The organism is Spirillospora sp. CA-294931 (assembly GCF_050946795.1).
Taxonomy (GTDB): Bacteria; Actinomycetota; Actinomycetes; order Streptosporangiales; family Streptosporangiaceae; genus Spirillospora.
In genome coordinates, this window is the sequence record NZ_CP192006.1 from 541,039 (window position 1) to 556,355 (window position 15,317).

Consider the following 15,317-nt stretch of genomic DNA (forward strand, 5'->3'; position numbering starts at 1 on the left):
CCCCCGCGAGCACGCGGCTATTTCGTACCGACGTCGAGAAGCCAGGCGTGCAGCGCCATGTGCAGCCCGAGCCGCCGCCCGGGATCATGGAGCTGCTCGCCGAACAGGCTCTCCAGATGCCGCACCCGGTACCGGATCGTCTGGGCGTGAACATGGAGGCAGGTCGCGACGGCCACCGCGTTGAAGTCGTTCTCCAGGCACGCCAGGAACGTCTCGGCCAGCGCGACCTTCTTCTTCTCGTTCATCTCCGCGCCGATGAGCGGCGCCAGCCGCGCCTCGACCAGCGTCCCGGTGAACTCGGACTCCTCCCGCAAGATGATCGTCGGCAGCCGGTCGGCCGCGACCACCAGGCCGGGACCCGCCAGGGCGCGCCGGGCCAGCCGCAGCGAGTACCCCAGCCGCTCGATGTCCACGGCCGGGCCCAGCGCGGCGCTCCACCGTCCGATCCCGGCTTCCAGCATCGCCATCCGTCCCGGTCCCTCGGGGTCGGGCACCACCAGGCACGGCTCGTCCAGATGCAGACCGACCAGCACCTCGGGCGACAGGGCCAGACCCGTCCTCGGGCCGCGTCGCGGCCGGGCCAGCGCCACCGCCGCGACCCGGCGCGGCAGCGGCCACCCGACGTCCGCGGCGGACTTCTCGACCCGTTCCACGCTGCTCCCGGGCTCGATCATCAGATCGATCAGCGCCTCGCGCCGGATGCGCAGATCGCCCACCGCCCGCGCCTCGGTGTCGGCGTGGCCCTCGCTCACCGCGCCCTCGATCTGGTTCAGGTACCCCAGCACCGCCTCGGTCACCGTCCCGATGACCCTGGCGTTCACGGCGGGATGCGCCTCGGCGATCTCGGTCTGCCGCCGGATCGCGAGCCCGGCGCCGACCCAGAACGCCGTGTGCGAGGTCTCCCGCGACAGCCCCTCGAGAGCCTCGATACGGCCCACCTCGCGGAAGAACACCAGCAGATCGTCCAGCGGCGCGTCCCGGTCGACCATCACCTCAAAGAAACCCCTGAGCGCCCGCTCCACCGTGTTGGGCAGGAAGTCCACATGCTCGGGGTCGCGGATCCGCGTGTACTGCGGCAGTTGCGACTCGATCTCGCGCACCGCCTCCGCGACGATCTGCGGCATCTCCCGGCTCAGCAATTCCAGGACCGCCGTCACATCCTCGACGGACATCTCCTGAACCAGCCGGTTCTCCATGACAGCTCAACCTAAGCCGCCCACAGATCATCAACAACGCCCCCAACCACGAAGTAATGGGGCGGCCACTCAAGAAATGCAGAGAAAGTTGACTATTTTTTGCCCCGGGCGAGAACCCAGAGCAGCCACGCCTGCACCAGCCCGGACCCGGTCGTCGCCCCATAGAAGAAGATCACATTCAGCGGCCCCGGCAGGTCTCCGTCCACCATCATCAGCGGCACCATCGACAGCGGAGACGTCACCAGGATCAGCCACACCCCGATGAACCCGGGGTCGTCGGCGAACACATGCACCGCCGCCACCACCCCAGTCGTCACCAACACCAAGGCCAGGTACGCCCCGGGCACGGCAATCCCAAGCCATCCGTGCCGCCGCCGCTTAGCCAGAACCGAGAGTCGAGAGAACATACGACCACCCTCCCCTCCCGCCTTGGCTCCCACCTGAGTACCCATACTCAACCCACCCAAGTACCCACCCCCAAGTCTCCCCAGTACAGATCGACACCCCCAACCCGGAGCGGCTGGGGTGGGGCCAGGATCTCCGTCGTTTGGTGGCAGTGGCCGTAAATTCGTGGCCTTTGGGTGGGGGTGGCTGCGTTACGTGTGTTGCCAGGGGGTTTGTTGCGTATCCGTATGTCGGCTGCTACGGATGGGGCAGAACGGGCCATAGGCGTACTTTCGGGCAATCGGTCACGCGGGTCCGAGGTTTCGGGCCTGACGTGCCGCGGCTTCCCCGCCGAACTCCACCCCACCTAGGAGTACGCCATGACCCTCCGTTTCCGGGCAGCAGCCGGTACCGCGGCGATCGCCGGAATGGCCGCCCTGGCCTTCGTCGCCCCCATGTCCGCCAACGCCACCGACACCAAGCCCAAGGGCTCCTACCACGCCACCGTCCTGGACGAGGGCAGCGCTTCGCTCTCCGGCGACCAGTCCAAGAAGACCGGCAAGAAGGCGCCCCGCGTGGGCAAGGAGCAGCGGACCGTCAAGCGGATGGCGGCCTGGTACTACAACATCGACTCCTCGTGTGACGGCTACGAAAGCTCGATCCGCGAGGGCGGCGACTACTGGGGCGGCACCGAGAGCTCGTCCGGCGGGACGCCCGTTTCCTGCGTCGGCGACTACATCCAGAACTGCGGGTCCGGCACCGTGATCGGCTGCAACTGGAACTCGGGTGGCGAGATCCAGCTCTCGAAGCGCTGGGACGGCGACTTCGCGCTCCTGGCGGCCCACGAGTTCGGCCACAACTGGTACGACCACTCGCCCGAAGGCTGCGCGAGCTGGGAGAGCGCCTACGAAGTCATGCGCCCCAAGCTCTGCTCCTAGCCCCTCCCAGCGGGTCGGCCCTCCTCCCCGTCGGCCGCCCACGAAACGCCCGCGTCCTGCTCCCAACGGGACGCGGGCGTTTCGTTCGTGGAGTCGAAGCGGCGCCGTCCGGGAGGTGGGGCGATTGTGCGCACGCTTTTCTTCTCAGTTGACGCGTGGGTCGCGGTCTATTTCGAAGCTCATCAGTTCGACAGCACGGGCGGATCGTCGATGACCGCCACGGCGTCGACTTCCAGGAGGTATTCCGGCCTGGAGAGGGTGGCGACTCCGACGAGGGTGTCGGTCGGCTTGTGGTCGCCGAACAAGGCGAGCCTGCCCTGCTCGATCTGGTCGAGGTGTTCGCGCTTGTATCCGGCCACGAAAATGGTCAGCTTGGTCACCTGGTCGGGGCGGGCTCCGGCGGCGGCGAGTGCGTGGCCGATATTGGTGAAGACCTGGTGGGCCTGGGCCGTCATATCGCCGGGTCCGATAAGGGTGCCTTCTTTGTCCTCGGCCACCTGGCCCGCGATGAATACCATTCGGGTGCCGGTGGCGACGATGGCGTGACTGTACGTCACCGGCGGTTCGATTTCTTCGGGGTTAATGGATTCCAATGCCATGGGAGCGCCTCTGTCCGTTGGAGGGTTCAAAAGTAGTCGAACAGCCCTCGACGTGCCGCGCGGCTTCGCTTGCATCCTGTACCCAGGTACAGGCTTATCGTCGAGGCATGGAACTGACGCGGGTACCGGACGAGTCATGGGCGTCGGAGGCGTGCACGTTGCCGACGGCGGAGCGGCCTCTGCGGGAGGCCGAGTTCGACGCGCTGTTCGCGCGGGCGGTCACCGAGGTGCGGACGGTGGCGCCGGGGAAGGTCGCGATGCGGCTGCGGGCCGATCCGGAGGTCGCGGGACGGGCCGCCGAGCTGGCCGCGCGGGAGACCGAGTGCTGCTCGTTCTTCACGTTCACGCTGATCGCCACCGGGGGCGCGCTGACGCTGGAGGTCGCGGCGGCCGATCGGCATGCCGAGGTGGTGGCGGCGCTGGCCGAGCGGGCGGCGAGAGGGGCGTCCGATGGCTGACGCGGGCACCTCGCGCGGGCTGCGGAGCGGGCAGGTCGCGGAGGCGGCCGGGGTGAACCCGCAGACGCTGCGCTACTACGAGCGGCGCGGTCTGCTGGACGAGCCCGAACGGTCCCCGGGCGGCCATCGGGTCTATCCGCCCGAGGCGGTGACGCTGCTGCGGGTGATCAAGACCGCGCAGCGGCTCGGGTTCACGCTGGACGAGGTCGCCGAGCTGCTGGAGGCCGGGACGCACCGGCACCGGCGTCCCGACGTCGGCCTCCAGGAGCGGGCCCGGGCCAAGCTGGTCGAGGTCGAGCAGCGGATGGCCGACCTGGACGTCATCCGCGCGACGTTGCGGCAGGCCATCGACGCGGGCTGCGATGACCTCATGGAGTGCGCGGCACAGCCGTGCTGCCCGCTGCCCTTCGCCGAGCTGGGAGCTTGACCTCAAGCGATCTTGAGATTTTAGCGTCGTGGCGTTGATTCGCGACGAAGGGAACGTCATGACCATCCTGGTGACCGGGGCCACGGGGAACGTGGGACGTCAAGTGGTCAGGGAACTGCTCGCTCGGGGGCACGCGGTGCGGGCGCTGACGCGTGACCCTTCGCGGGGCGGCCTGCCGGACGGTGTGGAGGTGGCGACCGGCGACCTCGCGATCCCCGACAGCGTGGCGCCCGCGCTGGACGGTGTGACCGCCATGCACCTGATCACCTTTGACGGCGGGAACGGTGCCGCGTTGTCAACGGGTCCGCAGATCGCGCGGCTGGCCGCCAAGGCGGGCGTCCGGCGGGTGACGATGCTGTGGAGCGGGGAGCCCGGCCCGGTCGAGGAGGCGGTCGCCGCCGAGGGGCTGCCGTGGACCACTCTCCAGCCGCAGGAGTTCATGGCCAACGCGCTGCTGTGGACCGATTCGGTCAGGACCGAGGGCGTGGTGCGCGAGCCGTTCGGCGCCACGCGCAGCGCCATGATCCATGAGGCCGACATCGGCGCCGTGGCCGCCAGGACGCTCACCGAGGACGGCCACGTCGGCAAGGAGTACGTGATGACCGGGCCCGAGGTCCTGGACGTCCCGCAGAAGCTGGCCATTCTGGGACGGGCCCTGGGGCGCGAGATCCGGTTCGTGGAACTGACCGAGCGTCAGGCGCGCGAGCGGATGCGCGAGGCGGGCGCCTCCCCGGAGGCGATCGACCATGTCATCGGCTGGTACGCCGACCCGCCCGAGGAGGCGTACACGGTGTCGTCCACCGTCGAGCGGATCCTGGGACGTCCGGCCCGGACGTTCGCGCAGTGGGCCCGGGAGAACGCCGACGCCTTCCGCTGAGTCGCCACCGGAAGACGAGCGGGGCAGCGTCTCGCTCAACACCGAGGGCTCCACCAGGCCGCGCTCAACCAGCCGATGCGCTACGCCACCCCGGACGCCGACGACGTCCGCTGAACCCGGTCGCCTCCGACGGCGACGTAGGCGGCCAGGAGGCCGAGCGCCAGGCACAGCGGGGAGTAGAGGGCCAGGTCCATACGGGTGAAGGTGGTGGACTCGTCGGCGAGTCCGGAAGTGATCACGCCGTAGCCGCCGCGGAGCAGGAGCACGCCCGCGACGGTGGCGGTGCCCAGGCGTCCGAGCGGGGCGGGGAGCAGGCGCGGGGCCAGGCCCGACTGCGCGGCGACGAGGTAGGTCGCCGCCCCGAGCGCGGCGGCCACGGTCCCGGTGGCGGCGGCACTGGGCGCCTCGTCCTCGGACACGCCCGCGATCGTGCGGGTGAAGTCTTCGAGGCTGTCGAACGGCCAGGTGGAGAAGACCCAGACGACGTGCATCGCGGCGGCGGCGCCGAGGCCGGCGATGGCCACGCCCCCGGCGAGCTTGGTGAACCTCATGATCGCCTTCCCACCCCCACGCACGCCCGCTGATCGGCGGTGCTTCATGGGACGAGTCAAGCCCCGCGCTCCACCCCGCGCCTCCGTCCACCGGGGGAAGCGCATCCCCCGTGCGGGTGAAAGCCGGTCGCGTCCGAGTCCTTCCCGACCGCCGGGAAGGGGACGTCCGTGGTCCGGGAAGGCGAACTGCGGCGGGCGCTGGACGACGCCCAGTGCGTCGCCGTCCGGGCGCGGCACACGCTCCACACGATCAACCTGCTGGTGTCCGAGCTGGTGCTGACGAAGGTCAGGCTGGCTCGCCGCGGCGATGCCTTCCAGGAGCGTCTTGCCGAGGCCACGCGCCAACTGAGCGAGGCTCAGCGGCACCAGTACGAGGCGGAGGCCCTCCGGCAGGAGGCCGCCGAACAGGTGGCGTGCTACAACGGCGAACTCGCCCGAGCCGACTCCGACACCGCGCCCCTCGAACCGGACGATTCCGACAACCCCGAGCCCGACCTCGGCTTGGCTCCACCGTCCGACGCGACGCCGGAGGAGTACGACGCCGCGCTGGAGAAGAACACGTCCGTCCTCAAGGACACCGGACGCGTCCTCGACGACCTGCGCCACCGCCTCGACCTCGATGAGGACGACGACCCGAACGCGCCGGAACACGTGCTGCTGGTGGCGGGGGCCTTCGCCGGAGCCATCCTCCTGGTCGTGTTCGGCGTCATCGTCATCGACGCGTACACCCGGCCCGATGTGCCGTTGACCTACGAGTCCGGAGACCGTCCCCGCCAGCGCGTCGTCTCCAAGAACGGCGACGACCGGGGCCCCGAGGCCGCGACCTGGTCGACGGCACCGGCCGGACGCATCGACACCACCTGGAGCGCCGCCCCACACACCGGCATCCGTGCCCTCAACGGCGCCCTGCGGCTGCTGGCCCCCGACCACGGGAAGGACGCCCGCTGCCCGAAGGCCATCGGCGGTGTCCGGCTGGGATGGGCGGTCCGGCTGGACGGCACCGTCGTCGCGACCGGGACCATCCGTGCCGACCTCGAGAAACGCCCCTACCGCCGCGACGCGATCAAGGTCGTGGGAGGCGGGCTCGCCACCGGCAAGGCCCAAGGACGTCCCCACGTCGTGCGGCTCACCGCCCAGCGCGTCGACTCCACCCCCTGCAAGGCCGACCTGGCCTGGGAACAGGCAGCCCTCGACACCCCCGGCCCCGGCCCTCACCCCTGGCAATCCCCACACCCATGGTCAAAGCACCTCTCCTAACCAACGGGATGGCGTTCGATCCGGACGGTCAGCCCGGAGAGGAACCACCAGGGTGGAAGTCCGTCGGGTAGCTGGACAGTTCCGGGGCGTCTGCCCGCACCCGGCTGCTCACGGGGTGGTGGGGCATCGGTAGGTGAGGAAAAGGGTGCCCTTGAGGCTTCGCTGGACGTCCAGCAATTGGAGTTTCTGGAGGGCGTCGCCCTCGAAGACACGCCGCCCCTGTCCGGCCACCGCGGCGGCGACGACGAGCCGCAGTTCGTCGACCAGCCCCGCGCGCAGGAGCGACTGCGCCAGGGAAATGCTTCCGTGGATTCCGATGTCGCCGCCGGACTGTTCTTTCAGGTCGGCCACGTAGTCGGTGACCGGGGCGCTGACCAGAGTCGTGTTCGCCCATTCCTGGTCGGGCTTGCTTGAGGTGAACACATGCTTGCGCGTCGTGTTGATGAAGTCGGCGAAGGGCTGGAAGTCCGAGGTGGGCCAGTATCCGACCCAGTAGTCGTAGGTGCCGCGCCCCAGCAGGATGTCGTCCTGGGTTTCGATGATCTGGCTCAGGTTGGCGATCATCTCATCGCCGCCGTCGTCGAACCAGTCGGACTCCTCGTAGGCGACGCCATCGAGCGACACGATGTGATAGAGCACGACCTTGCGCATGTCGTTTCCTTTCTCCGCTGCCCCAGGACGGGCTGGAGATAGGAAGGCTACTGTCCGGGCTGCGCTTTGTCGCCCCATTGGCCCACTATTTTTCGCCGCGCCGGAAATTGGCGAAGGATTTAAAGTCTCCTCTCCATGGAGACTATTCCGGCGCCACTCTCGCAGCACGTAAAAGGGCGGGGCCGCGCTCGGTGCGCTGGTGTGAGCGCGGCCCCTGACGGCGTCAGAAGGTGGCGGCGGCCTTCTTGATGTCAGCGGCGAAGTGGCTGACCTCGGTGTAGAGACCCGGATATCCGGGACGGGCGCAGCCCTTGCCCCAGCTGACGACGCCGACCTGGATCCAGGCGTTGGCGTTGTCCTTGCGGAACATGGGGCCGCCGGAGTCCTGCTGGCAGGTGTCGACGCCGCCGGTGTCCATGAATCCGGCGCAGATCTCCTCGCTGGGGATGAGTTCGGGGTAGGGCTTCTTGCAGGTGGCGTCGTCCACGAAGGGCACCTCGGCCTTGCGCAGGTAGCGCTGTGCTTGCCCGCCCTCGCGGGTGTGCCCCCATCCGGCGATCGTGAAGCGGCCCTTGTCGTAGGCGGTCGTGTCGGCGATCTTCAGCGTCGGCAGGTTCGTGATCGGCTTGGCCAGCTTGACCAGCGCCCAGTCCTTGCCGTTGCCGTCGTACCCGGGTGCCCGCAGCACCTTGGTCGACTTGACCTTGATCGCGGCCGGGTCCTGAAGGTCCACCGCGCCGGCGGTGACGGTGATCCCGGTGTTGGGGCCGGAACGATCGAAGCAGTGCGCGGCGGTCAGCACGATGTCCTTGGTGTACAGCGAGCCGCCACAGCCGACCGACAGCCGGACCATGAACGGGAACTCGCCCTGCTTGGCGGGCGTGCCGCCGACGATCTCGATCCGCGGATCGGGACGCGGAGACGCCTGCGCGACGGTGGTCTGAAGACCGACCACGGCCGCACCGGCCAATCCGACCGCCGCTGCCCTGCGCGCGAGCATGAAGTGCTTGGGCACCTGGGTGTTCCTCTCTTCGAGGGGTGGGGTTGACACCGGTCCTCAAGGTGTTGATCCACTCTCAAACCCGGAGCTTCGCGGCAGCAATGGACAATGATGACAATCGTTTTCAGGTCCGAAGGAAATCTCTACAATCCAAGAGATCTCTCTAGATCTTTCGGTGAACCCGGGCTAAGTTCTTAGGTTTTCCTGGCTTATCGGTGGGGCGGCGGCCGATCGTTGGCAGCGGTGGTGCGGGCCGGCTGATCGGCGGGTCGGGCATAGTGGCCTCATGAAGTACGTGTTCCTGATCTGTGACGATGAGACGGTGTCGCCGACCATGGAGGAGCTCGCGGCGGACCCGGCGCTTCAGGCGTATGGCGAGGAGGTGGAGCGGCGGGGAGCCATCGTCGGAGGTGCGCGGCTGCGTCCGGTGGCGGACGCGACGACGATCCGTGTCCGTGATGGGGAGACGCTGGTGTCCGACGGCCCCTTCGCGGAGACGAAGGACTTCATCGGCGGTATCGACATCGTCGAGTGCGCCGATCTGGACGAGGCGATCGCGCTCGCGGCCCGGCACCCCTACGCGAGCCGCGGCTGTGTCGAGGTCCGTCCCGTCTGGGAATGACCGCGCCGGAGGCGGTGCGTGCCGCGGTCGACGCGGCCTATCGGGACGAGTGGGGCCAGGTGGTCGCCACGCTGATCGGGCTGACCGGCGACTGGGACCTGGCGGAGGACTGCGCGCAGGAAGCGTTCGCCGCCGCCCTGGCGACGTGGGGGCGTGACGGCGTCCCGGCTCGTCCGGGTGCGTGGCTGACGACGACGGCACGTCACCGGGCGACCGATCGGCTGCGGCGGGACGCCACGGGGGCGGCGAAGCTGCGGCAGCTCGCCGTGCTGGAGCGGGGTCCCGCCGAGTCGGCGGCCGAGGAGATCCCGGACGAGCGACTGCGGCTGATCTTCACGTGCTGCCATCCCGCGCTGCCGTTCCCCGCCCGGGTCGCCCTGACGCTGCGGACGCTGGCGGGGCTGAGCACGGGCGAGATCGCCAAGGCGTTCCTGACCGCCGAACCGACCATGGCGCAGCGCCTGGTGCGCGCCAAGCGCAAGATCGTCGAGGCCGGGATACCGTACCGGGTCCCCCCGGCGGAGCTGCTTTCGCAGCGGCTGACGGCCGTCCTGGCGGTGCTGTACCTGATCTTCAACGAGGGCTACGACGAGGAGGACGGGCGCAGGGCCCTGGCCGCCGAGGGGATCCACCTCGCCCGGACGCTGGTCCGGCTGATGCCGGCCGAGCCCGAGGCGCGCGGCCTGCTGGCGTTGATGTTGCTGCTGGAGGCCCGCCGCGCGAGCCGCACCGACGACGGCGTGCTGGTCACGCTGGAGAACCAGGACCGGTCCCGCTGGGATCGCGCGCTGATCGCCGAGGGCCTGACGACCCTCGACGATGCGCTGGCCATGCGACGCTCCGGGCCGTATCAGGTGCAGGCCGCGATCGCCGCCTGTCACGCCACGGCCCCCGACGCCGCGGCTACCGACTGGCCGCAGATCGCCGCCCTCTATACGGAGCTCACGCGGTTGGCGCCGTCTCCCGTGGTGGATCTGAACCGCGCCGTGGCGATCGCGATGGCCGACGGCATCACCGCCGGACTCGCCCTCGTCGACGAGCTCGCCGCGTCCGGCAGGCTCGACGGCTACTACCTGCTGCCCGCGACACGGGCCGACCTCCTCCGCCGGGACGGCCGCCTCGCCGAGGCCGCCACGTCCTACGAGGAGGCGCTGAGACTGGCGCCGACCGACGCCGAGCGCCGCTATCTGGCGGGTCGTCTTTCCGGGCTCTGACCAGCACAAAGGTCATCGCGGCCAAATTTTTCGAAGTTTCCTCCCGGTCGATGTCGATCCCGGGCGGCCTCCTTCGTCGGTGGGGCGAAACCACCAAAGAGAGAGGCGAAAACGATGTCGAACACCGAGCACCTGACCGCCACCATGACCATCGACCGGACGCCGGAGCAGGTCTTCGAGGCCATCACCAACGTCCGCGGCTGGTGGACCGAGAACCTCATCGGCCACTCCGCCGCCCTGCACGACGAGTTCGTCTTCACCGACGACAGCGAGTACGCCGGTCAGACCGCCCGCGCCAAGGAGGGCATCCGTTTCGCCCGGTTCCAGATCACCGAGGTCGTGCCCGGCCGCCGGATGGTCTGGCACGTCGTGGACTCCGACTTCATCGACGGCACCGACGAGTGGACCGACACCAAGGTCATCTTCGACCTCACCGCCGACGCGCGGGGCACGACGCTGCGTTTCACGCACGAGGGCCTCACCGCGGCGGAATCGTCCTGCTTCGAAGCGTGCTCGGTCGCCTGGACCTTCTTCATCGCCCAGAGCCTGCCGCAGCTGATCACCACCGGCACCGGCCGGCCCATCGAGGGCTACCGCAAGTGAACCGCCGCGAGCTGGAAGGACACCAAGGAAGCCCCGTGAAAACCGCCGCTGCTCCGCTGACCTCCACGCGCCAGACGAAGGCGGACCCGCACCAGCGGCTCGTGCTGGTGCTGGCATGCGTCTCCCAGGCGATGGTGGGCCTCGACATCGCCATCGCGAACGTGGCCCTGCCCTCGATCCAGCGCGACCTCGGCGTCAGCCAGGGCGCTCTGCAATGGGTCGTCGTCGCCTACGGCCTCTTCCTCGGCGGATTCCTCCTCGTGGGTGGCCGGATGACCGACCTGCTGGGACGACGCCGCATCTTCATCGCCGGCCTCGGCTTGTTCGCCGCCGCGTCGCTGATGGCGGGCGTGGCACAGCACGGAGGCGTGCTGATCGCGGCCCGCGGGCTGCAGGGGCTGGGCGGAGCGCTCACCGCACCGGCCGCTTTGTCGCTGCTGGCCGTCAATTTCCGTGAAGGGCGGGAACGCAACCGGGCCATCGGCATCTTCGGAGCCGTCGCCGGAATAGGCGGAACGCTGGGCGTTGTCGCGAGCGGCCTCATTGCCGACGGACCGGGCTGGCGGTGGGCGTTCTTCGGCAACGTCCCCGTCGGCCTCGCGCTCATCACGCTCGCCGCCACCGGCCTCGCGGCCGATCAGCCCCGTGCACGTTCAGGACGGCTCAACGTCGCGGCGGCGAGCACGGTGACCGGCGCACTGCTGACCCTCGTCTACACGCTCCACCATGCCTCCACCCACGGATGGGCGTCCGCCGGCACGCTGGCGTGGTTCATCGCGGTGGGCGTCCTGGCGGCCGCGTTCGTCTGGTTCGAGAAGCGCTCACCAGCCCCGCTCGTGCCGGCCAGCGCACTGCGGAATCGCACGCTCGTCGCGGCGAACCTCACCGCGCTGCTCACGTTCGGCGCGCTCTTCTCGTTCATCTTCCTCGGATCGCTGCTGATGCAGCAGGAACTCGGCTACACCGCGACGGAAACGGGTCTGGCATGGCTGGCCACGACGGTGACCAGCTTCGGAGTCGCGTGGACCGCGGGCCGCCTCGCCTCCGCCGTGGGCGTCCGCCGCCTCCTGGTGATCGGGCTGACGCTGCTGGCCGTCGGAATGGTGTTGCTCATCCGGGTCTCGGCCGGCGCGGACTACCTCACCGACCTGCTTCCGGCCTTCCTGCTCGCCGGACTCGGCTTCGGGATCTGCGGGCCCTTGCTCCAGATCGGCGCGCTGTCCGGCGTCAGCGAATCCGAATCGGGACTCGCCTCGGGCCTGCTCGAGACAATGCGCGAGATCGGCGGCGCGGCAGGCGTCGCCGCGGTGGCAACCGTCCTGGTAGCCGGAACCGGCCTCGACGGCTTCCACACCGCGTTCACCGCCATCGCCGTCCTCGCCGCCCTGGGAGCCATCGTCGCGGCAACCGGCTTCCAACGCGGCACCTGACTTCGGCGATCATTTCGCGGCCGGATCCGGCTACACACGGGGGGAGGCAGCGCGGCTAGCGTTGGGCACCCGGCCCGCAGGAGGAGGCATGAGCCGTCTGCCTTTGGGCCCGTACCCGGGGATCGGGTACGGGCATCTGGTCTCCACCACTCCCGGCGCTTTCGTCGTCAGGCGTGAGTGGCACATCCACCCCATCCCCGTCGAGCGGCCCGAGCACGGGTGGCAGGACCAGCAACTCCAGTGCCCCGACTGCGGCCGGACGCTGACCGTGCGCGTGTCATCGCTGACCAGAGCAAGGCGGCGGCAGCAGACGTGGCGGTGGATCTCGGCGGCGGGCCTGGCGGCCGCGGTGCTCTGCGCGCTGGCGATGATCCCCGCCGCGGCCGGAACGCGGCTGGCCTTGTCTTTCGGCATGGCGACAGGGCTCGTCCTCGCCTTCGCCCTGTTCATGCGCCTGGGCCTGGAGGACGGTGTGACCGTCCGCTGGCCGACGGTGACCCGCATGCGCGGCCACATGCTCCGCTGGCCCCTCAACACCCCCGCCCGATGGCAGCGCTGACGGCGGGCCGTCAGCGGGAGGCGGCGCTCAGGTCGTAATCCCCCAAGCTCAGCCAGGCGCGCCGAAAGACCCGCCAGCAAGATTCGGCGAAGTCAGAACGTAATCTGACTACACTGTTTGTATGAGCAACACCGCGGACGCAGTGACCTTCTCTGACCTGTCCCGCAATCCCAAGGCCGTGGCCGAGCGAGCCACGCGACTCGGGCGCCTGCGCGTCACCCACCGCGATGCCCCCGACTTCTACCTCACCGCCGCCGATCGCGAAGAGCGACGCGACGAGAGCCTGACCACCGCGTCGCGGATTTTTCTGGCGCTCATGAAGCATGATCCGAGCGCTCGTGCACTGCTGCTGGCCATGCCCGAGGTGTTCCCCTGGATACGCCACCTGAGCACGGAAGAGATCCGTGCCTTCACCGTGGAACTGGTCAACGCCCTGTCCGACGCAGCCGAACTCGAACTCGACGCGAGCGCTCAAGAGGTCGTTACCGGCTGGCGCGCCACCGCACGAATCAAAGCGGACCCCACGGAGTACGAGGAAGCGCGTCGTCCGACCTCTGGTGACTTCGGTTCGGTCGAGGTCACACCTTGAGCCCCAAGCGAGGGGACCGAGTCACAGTCCCGCCACCAGATGATGAATGGGACGTTAGATTCGGCACCAGCGATGCTGTAAGGGGCTGGGAGGAGCTATGTCGTCTCGCTCTGTCGAACACACGCCGCTGTCTGGAAGCATTGCGTGCCGAGCCGCGTTCTCGTTCCAATCACGAGCGACAACACCGGCTCCGAGGCGATCTCGCAACGCACAAGCACAACGGTCGGGATCTTGAGCAGTGGGAGTACGAGGTCACCAGTGGCGGCCGTGTCCGCTATGTGATCAACGATGACGACCGTACGGTCTGGATCATCTATGCGTCGCCACGTCACCCCAAGGATACCGATCGCTGACGGCAGCAGTGCCGGTCGTACCTCAAAGCTTGAACTCGGCGTAGACGGTCTTCGTGCCGTTGGCGTCCTGGTGTTGGCCCCAGGACGAGGCCAGGAGGTCGACGAGCCAGAGACCGCGACCCTGCTCGGCGAACTCGTCGGGTTGCTCGAACCGCGCGGCCTGGACGCTTGAGTCCTGGACTTCGATCAGAAGTGTCTCGGGCTGCCGGGTCAGCCTGAACACGAGCGGTCGGCCGGGCGCGGCCTCCACGGCATTGGTGAGCAGTTCGGAGACGACGACGGTCGCGTCCCCGACAAGTTCGGAAAGATCCCATTGATGGAGACGGACCTCGGCCAGGGCACGGAGAACCCCGACGGCGGCTGGAGTGCCAAGTACGCACCGTTCCAGGGACGCACTGAGTTGAACTGCGTGTTTGCGCGCGGTGAATGGTGCTCCGGGCTGGGATATCGCGGGCGACATTGATTCGTCCTTCACGGTCCGATCATTTGTTGTGTTCTGCGTCACAGCTTCTGTGCTGCCACGTACGCTTGTCACGCTTGATGGCAGCTTCGGAAAGTTCGTCGCCGTTGAAGGGATGCTCTTCGTGGTCAGGAAGTCACCCGATCCGACCATCTCGATCTATCACTTCATGGCCTACTACCTGCGGTTTCTGCGTCTGCAGCACAAGGCGACCCAGGTTCAGGTCGGTGAGATCATCGGTTGCTCCGACAGCCAAGTTTCCAAGTACGAGTCCGGGGAGAAACGTCTCGATGGCGGGCAGTGCGCGGCATTGGACGAGGCGTGGAAGACGGGCGGGCTTTTCGCGATCATGCTCGGCTACGCCAAGCTGGGAACGGACACCAAATGGCCGGAACGCCGGGATCGGTACCAGCGCAGGGCGAAGGAGCATCACATTTTCGCCAGCAATCTGATCCCGTTGCCACTCCAGACGGAGTCATACGCGCGGGGACTGCTCGAAGCCGGTCACGCTGGCGGATTCCTGGACGACGTGGAGTCGGCTCTGGCCCGCCGCATGGAGATTCAAGACGCCATGCTGGAAGACGATCCCGATATCTGGGTCGTCCTCGACGAGATCGCCCTTCGCCCGATGGGACCGGCAAGCGTCATGGCCGATCAGCGGGACAAGCTACTGCAAATGAGTACACTTAGGAACGTATCGCTACGCATACTGCCCCAGTCGGCTACGCCCAACATCGGGCTAGATGGCTCGTTTCATGTGTTCACTCTGCCCGACCGGCGCCTGGCGGCCTTCTCGGGCACCGTGTTGAGAGTGGGGCGGATCATTGACGATCAGGTCGAGGCGGCGAGAGTGGCGAAGCGCTTTCAGAGGATCGCCGCCAGATCGTGGAGCGAGGACCAGTCGCGCGAGCACATCGCAAGGATGGGTGAGATCTGATGACTCTCTGGCGTAAGAGCAGCTACAGCGGCGGCAGCGGTACTACAGACTGTGTGGAGTTGGCGCAGGTTGCTGGTGGCGTGGGGGTGCGTGATAGCAGGGCGCCTGAGCGTGGGCACCTGACGCTTTCGCAGGACTCGGCTCGCGCGCTGGCCCGGCTTGTGAAGCGCGGAGGCATGGATCTTCGCTGACCGGGCTTTCTGTGTAGTGGC

Annotated in this window: 20 protein-coding genes; 13 read left to right on the forward strand and 7 right to left on the reverse strand. The window is 68.4% G+C overall.

From position 1 onward, the window contains the following. Positions 1 to 17: 17 nt before the first annotated feature. Positions 18 to 1,196 carry a PucR family transcriptional regulator gene (locus tag ACQPY4_RS02555; RefSeq protein ID WP_433331967.1) on the reverse strand — a complete coding sequence of 393 codons (1,179 nt, stop codon included), beginning with the start codon at positions 1,194 to 1,196 and terminating at the stop codon, positions 18 to 20. 92 nt (positions 1,197 to 1,288) lie between these two features. Further along, positions 1,289 to 1,603 (reverse strand): SCO4225 family membrane protein, encoded by a 315-nt coding sequence (locus tag ACQPY4_RS02560; RefSeq protein WP_433331969.1) that lies wholly within the window; start codon positions 1,601 to 1,603, stop codon positions 1,289 to 1,291. A gap of 357 nt (positions 1,604 to 1,960) precedes the next feature. Here ACQPY4_RS02560 and ACQPY4_RS02565 point away from each other — a divergent pair, with 357 nt between their 5' ends. Continuing rightward, the gene (locus tag ACQPY4_RS02565) at positions 1,961 to 2,518 is read left to right on the forward strand and encodes a hypothetical protein (protein WP_433331971.1); all 558 of its coding nucleotides are present in this window, start codon (positions 1,961 to 1,963) and stop codon (positions 2,516 to 2,518) included. A 182-nt stretch (positions 2,519 to 2,700) separates the two neighbouring features. Here the strand turns inward: ACQPY4_RS02565 and ACQPY4_RS02570 are convergent, their stop codons facing one another. After that, the gene (locus ACQPY4_RS02570; protein ID WP_433331973.1) at positions 2,701 to 3,117 is read right to left on the reverse strand and encodes a RidA family protein; all 417 of its coding nucleotides are present in this window, start codon (positions 3,115 to 3,117) and stop codon (positions 2,701 to 2,703) included. A gap of 107 nt (positions 3,118 to 3,224) precedes the next feature. On the opposite strand from ACQPY4_RS02570, the gene ACQPY4_RS02575 reads away from it, so the two are divergent. Genes ACQPY4_RS02575 through ACQPY4_RS02585 form a run of 3 tightly spaced genes read left to right on the forward strand, consistent with a single transcriptional unit; the run spans position 3,225 to position 4,879 of the window. Further along, entirely contained in the window at positions 3,225 to 3,575 is a 351-nt protein-coding gene (locus ACQPY4_RS02575; RefSeq protein ID WP_433331975.1) for a hypothetical protein, read from the forward strand. Continuing rightward, positions 3,568 to 4,002 carry a MerR family transcriptional regulator gene (locus tag ACQPY4_RS02580; protein ID WP_433331977.1) on the forward strand — a complete coding sequence of 145 codons (435 nt, stop codon included), beginning with the start codon at positions 3,568 to 3,570 and terminating at the stop codon, positions 4,000 to 4,002. The genes ACQPY4_RS02575 and ACQPY4_RS02580 overlap by 8 nt, the downstream gene beginning before the upstream one ends. 58 nt (positions 4,003 to 4,060) lie before the next feature. Continuing rightward, positions 4,061 to 4,879 carry an NmrA family NAD(P)-binding protein gene (locus tag ACQPY4_RS02585; protein ID WP_433331979.1) on the forward strand — a complete coding sequence of 273 codons (819 nt, stop codon included), beginning with the start codon at positions 4,061 to 4,063 and terminating at the stop codon, positions 4,877 to 4,879. A gap of 80 nt (positions 4,880 to 4,959) precedes the next feature. On the opposite strand, the gene ACQPY4_RS02590 is transcribed toward ACQPY4_RS02585, so the two are convergent. Continuing rightward, a complete protein-coding gene (locus tag ACQPY4_RS02590; protein ID WP_433331981.1) occupies positions 4,960 to 5,430 on the reverse strand; it encodes a DUF3995 domain-containing protein in 471 nt (156 codons plus the stop codon). A 168-nt stretch (positions 5,431 to 5,598) separates the two neighbouring features. Between ACQPY4_RS02590 and ACQPY4_RS02595 the strand changes: the two genes are divergently transcribed. Beyond that, the gene (locus ACQPY4_RS02595; protein ID WP_433331983.1) at positions 5,599 to 6,687 is read left to right on the forward strand and encodes a hypothetical protein; all 1,089 of its coding nucleotides are present in this window, start codon (positions 5,599 to 5,601) and stop codon (positions 6,685 to 6,687) included. A 108-nt stretch (positions 6,688 to 6,795) separates the two neighbouring features. On the opposite strand, the gene ACQPY4_RS02600 is transcribed toward ACQPY4_RS02595, so the two are convergent. Both ACQPY4_RS02600 and ACQPY4_RS02605 read right to left on the reverse strand, forming a co-directional pair. After that, complete coding sequence (locus tag ACQPY4_RS02600; protein WP_433331985.1) at positions 6,796 to 7,338, reverse strand: dihydrofolate reductase family protein; 543 nt, start codon at positions 7,336 to 7,338, stop codon at positions 6,796 to 6,798. Positions 7,339 to 7,561: 223 nt separating this feature from the next. Further along, entirely contained in the window at positions 7,562 to 8,389 is an 828-nt protein-coding gene (locus ACQPY4_RS02605; RefSeq protein WP_433331987.1) for a S1 family peptidase, read from the reverse strand. A gap of 235 nt (positions 8,390 to 8,624) precedes the next feature. On the opposite strand from ACQPY4_RS02605, the gene ACQPY4_RS02610 reads away from it, so the two are divergent. The 6 genes from ACQPY4_RS02610 (at position 8,625) to ACQPY4_RS02635 (ending at position 13,355) form a co-directional block, all read left to right on the forward strand. Beyond that, the gene (locus ACQPY4_RS02610; RefSeq protein ID WP_433331989.1) at positions 8,625 to 8,960 is read left to right on the forward strand and encodes a YciI family protein; all 336 of its coding nucleotides are present in this window, start codon (positions 8,625 to 8,627) and stop codon (positions 8,958 to 8,960) included. Next, positions 8,957 to 10,174: an RNA polymerase sigma factor gene (locus ACQPY4_RS02615; protein WP_433331991.1), complete on the forward strand. Its 1,218-nt coding sequence runs from the start codon at positions 8,957 to 8,959 to the stop codon at positions 10,172 to 10,174. The genes ACQPY4_RS02610 and ACQPY4_RS02615 overlap by 4 nt, the downstream gene beginning before the upstream one ends. 114 nt (positions 10,175 to 10,288) lie before the next feature. Beyond that, positions 10,289 to 10,777: an SRPBCC family protein gene (locus ACQPY4_RS02620; RefSeq protein WP_433331993.1), complete on the forward strand. Its 489-nt coding sequence runs from the start codon at positions 10,289 to 10,291 to the stop codon at positions 10,775 to 10,777. A 35-nt stretch (positions 10,778 to 10,812) separates the two neighbouring features. After that, entirely contained in the window at positions 10,813 to 12,207 is a 1,395-nt protein-coding gene (locus ACQPY4_RS02625; RefSeq protein ID WP_433331995.1) for an MFS transporter, read from the forward strand. 88 nt (positions 12,208 to 12,295) lie between these two features. Further along, positions 12,296 to 12,766: a hypothetical protein gene (locus ACQPY4_RS02630; protein ID WP_433331997.1), complete on the forward strand. Its 471-nt coding sequence runs from the start codon at positions 12,296 to 12,298 to the stop codon at positions 12,764 to 12,766. A 121-nt stretch (positions 12,767 to 12,887) separates the two neighbouring features. Next, on the forward strand, positions 12,888 to 13,355 hold the full coding sequence (locus tag ACQPY4_RS02635) for a hypothetical protein (protein WP_433331999.1): 468 nt from the start codon (positions 12,888 to 12,890) through the stop codon (positions 13,353 to 13,355). Positions 13,356 to 13,730: 375 nt separating this feature from the next. On the opposite strand, the gene ACQPY4_RS02640 is transcribed toward ACQPY4_RS02635, so the two are convergent. Then, positions 13,731 to 14,168, reverse strand: a complete 438-nt coding sequence (locus tag ACQPY4_RS02640; RefSeq protein ID WP_433332001.1) for an ATP-binding protein — start codon at positions 14,166 to 14,168, stop codon at positions 13,731 to 13,733. On the opposite strand from ACQPY4_RS02640, the gene ACQPY4_RS02645 reads away from it, so the two are divergent. Next, positions 14,131 to 15,105 (forward strand): helix-turn-helix domain-containing protein, encoded by a 975-nt coding sequence (locus ACQPY4_RS02645; RefSeq protein ID WP_433338774.1) that lies wholly within the window; start codon positions 14,131 to 14,133, stop codon positions 15,103 to 15,105. The genes ACQPY4_RS02640 and ACQPY4_RS02645 overlap by 38 nt on opposite strands. Further along, a complete protein-coding gene (locus ACQPY4_RS02650) occupies positions 15,105 to 15,296 on the forward strand; it encodes a DUF397 domain-containing protein (RefSeq protein ID WP_433332003.1) in 192 nt (63 codons plus the stop codon). The genes ACQPY4_RS02645 and ACQPY4_RS02650 overlap by 1 nt, the downstream gene beginning before the upstream one ends. Positions 15,297 to 15,317: the final 21 nt, after the last annotated feature.

Excerpts from the sequence above, each read along its gene's own strand:
- ACQPY4_RS02560 (WP_433331969.1), bottom strand. The coding sequence starts at position 1,603 with ATGTTCTCTCGACTCTCGGTTCTGGCTAAGCGGCGGCGGCACGGATGG.
- ACQPY4_RS02615 (WP_433331991.1), top strand. The coding sequence starts at position 8,957 with ATGACCGCGCCGGAGGCGGTGCGTGCCGCGGTCGACGCGGCCTATCGG.
- ACQPY4_RS02555 (WP_433331967.1), bottom strand. The coding sequence starts at position 1,196 with ATGGAGAACCGGCTGGTTCAGGAGATGTCCGTCGAGGATGTGACGGCG.
- ACQPY4_RS02610 (WP_433331989.1), top strand. The coding sequence starts at position 8,625 with ATGAAGTACGTGTTCCTGATCTGTGACGATGAGACGGTGTCGCCGACC.
- ACQPY4_RS02635 (WP_433331999.1), top strand. The coding sequence starts at position 12,888 with ATGAGCAACACCGCGGACGCAGTGACCTTCTCTGACCTGTCCCGCAAT.
- ACQPY4_RS02620 (WP_433331993.1), top strand. The coding sequence starts at position 10,289 with ATGTCGAACACCGAGCACCTGACCGCCACCATGACCATCGACCGGACG.
- ACQPY4_RS02575 (WP_433331975.1), top strand. The coding sequence starts at position 3,225 with ATGGAACTGACGCGGGTACCGGACGAGTCATGGGCGTCGGAGGCGTGC.
- ACQPY4_RS02630 (WP_433331997.1), top strand. The coding sequence starts at position 12,296 with ATGAGCCGTCTGCCTTTGGGCCCGTACCCGGGGATCGGGTACGGGCAT.
- ACQPY4_RS02570 (WP_433331973.1), bottom strand. The coding sequence starts at position 3,117 with ATGGCATTGGAATCCATTAACCCCGAAGAAATCGAACCGCCGGTGACG.
- ACQPY4_RS02565 (WP_433331971.1), top strand. The coding sequence starts at position 1,961 with ATGACCCTCCGTTTCCGGGCAGCAGCCGGTACCGCGGCGATCGCCGGA.
- ACQPY4_RS02640 (WP_433332001.1), bottom strand. The coding sequence starts at position 14,168 with ATGTCGCCCGCGATATCCCAGCCCGGAGCACCATTCACCGCGCGCAAA.
- ACQPY4_RS02580 (WP_433331977.1), top strand. The coding sequence starts at position 3,568 with ATGGCTGACGCGGGCACCTCGCGCGGGCTGCGGAGCGGGCAGGTCGCG.
- ACQPY4_RS02650 (WP_433332003.1), top strand. The coding sequence starts at position 15,105 with ATGACTCTCTGGCGTAAGAGCAGCTACAGCGGCGGCAGCGGTACTACA.
- ACQPY4_RS02600 (WP_433331985.1), bottom strand. The coding sequence starts at position 7,338 with ATGCGCAAGGTCGTGCTCTATCACATCGTGTCGCTCGATGGCGTCGCC.
- ACQPY4_RS02585 (WP_433331979.1), top strand. The coding sequence starts at position 4,061 with ATGACCATCCTGGTGACCGGGGCCACGGGGAACGTGGGACGTCAAGTG.
- ACQPY4_RS02590 (WP_433331981.1), bottom strand. The coding sequence starts at position 5,430 with ATGAGGTTCACCAAGCTCGCCGGGGGCGTGGCCATCGCCGGCCTCGGC.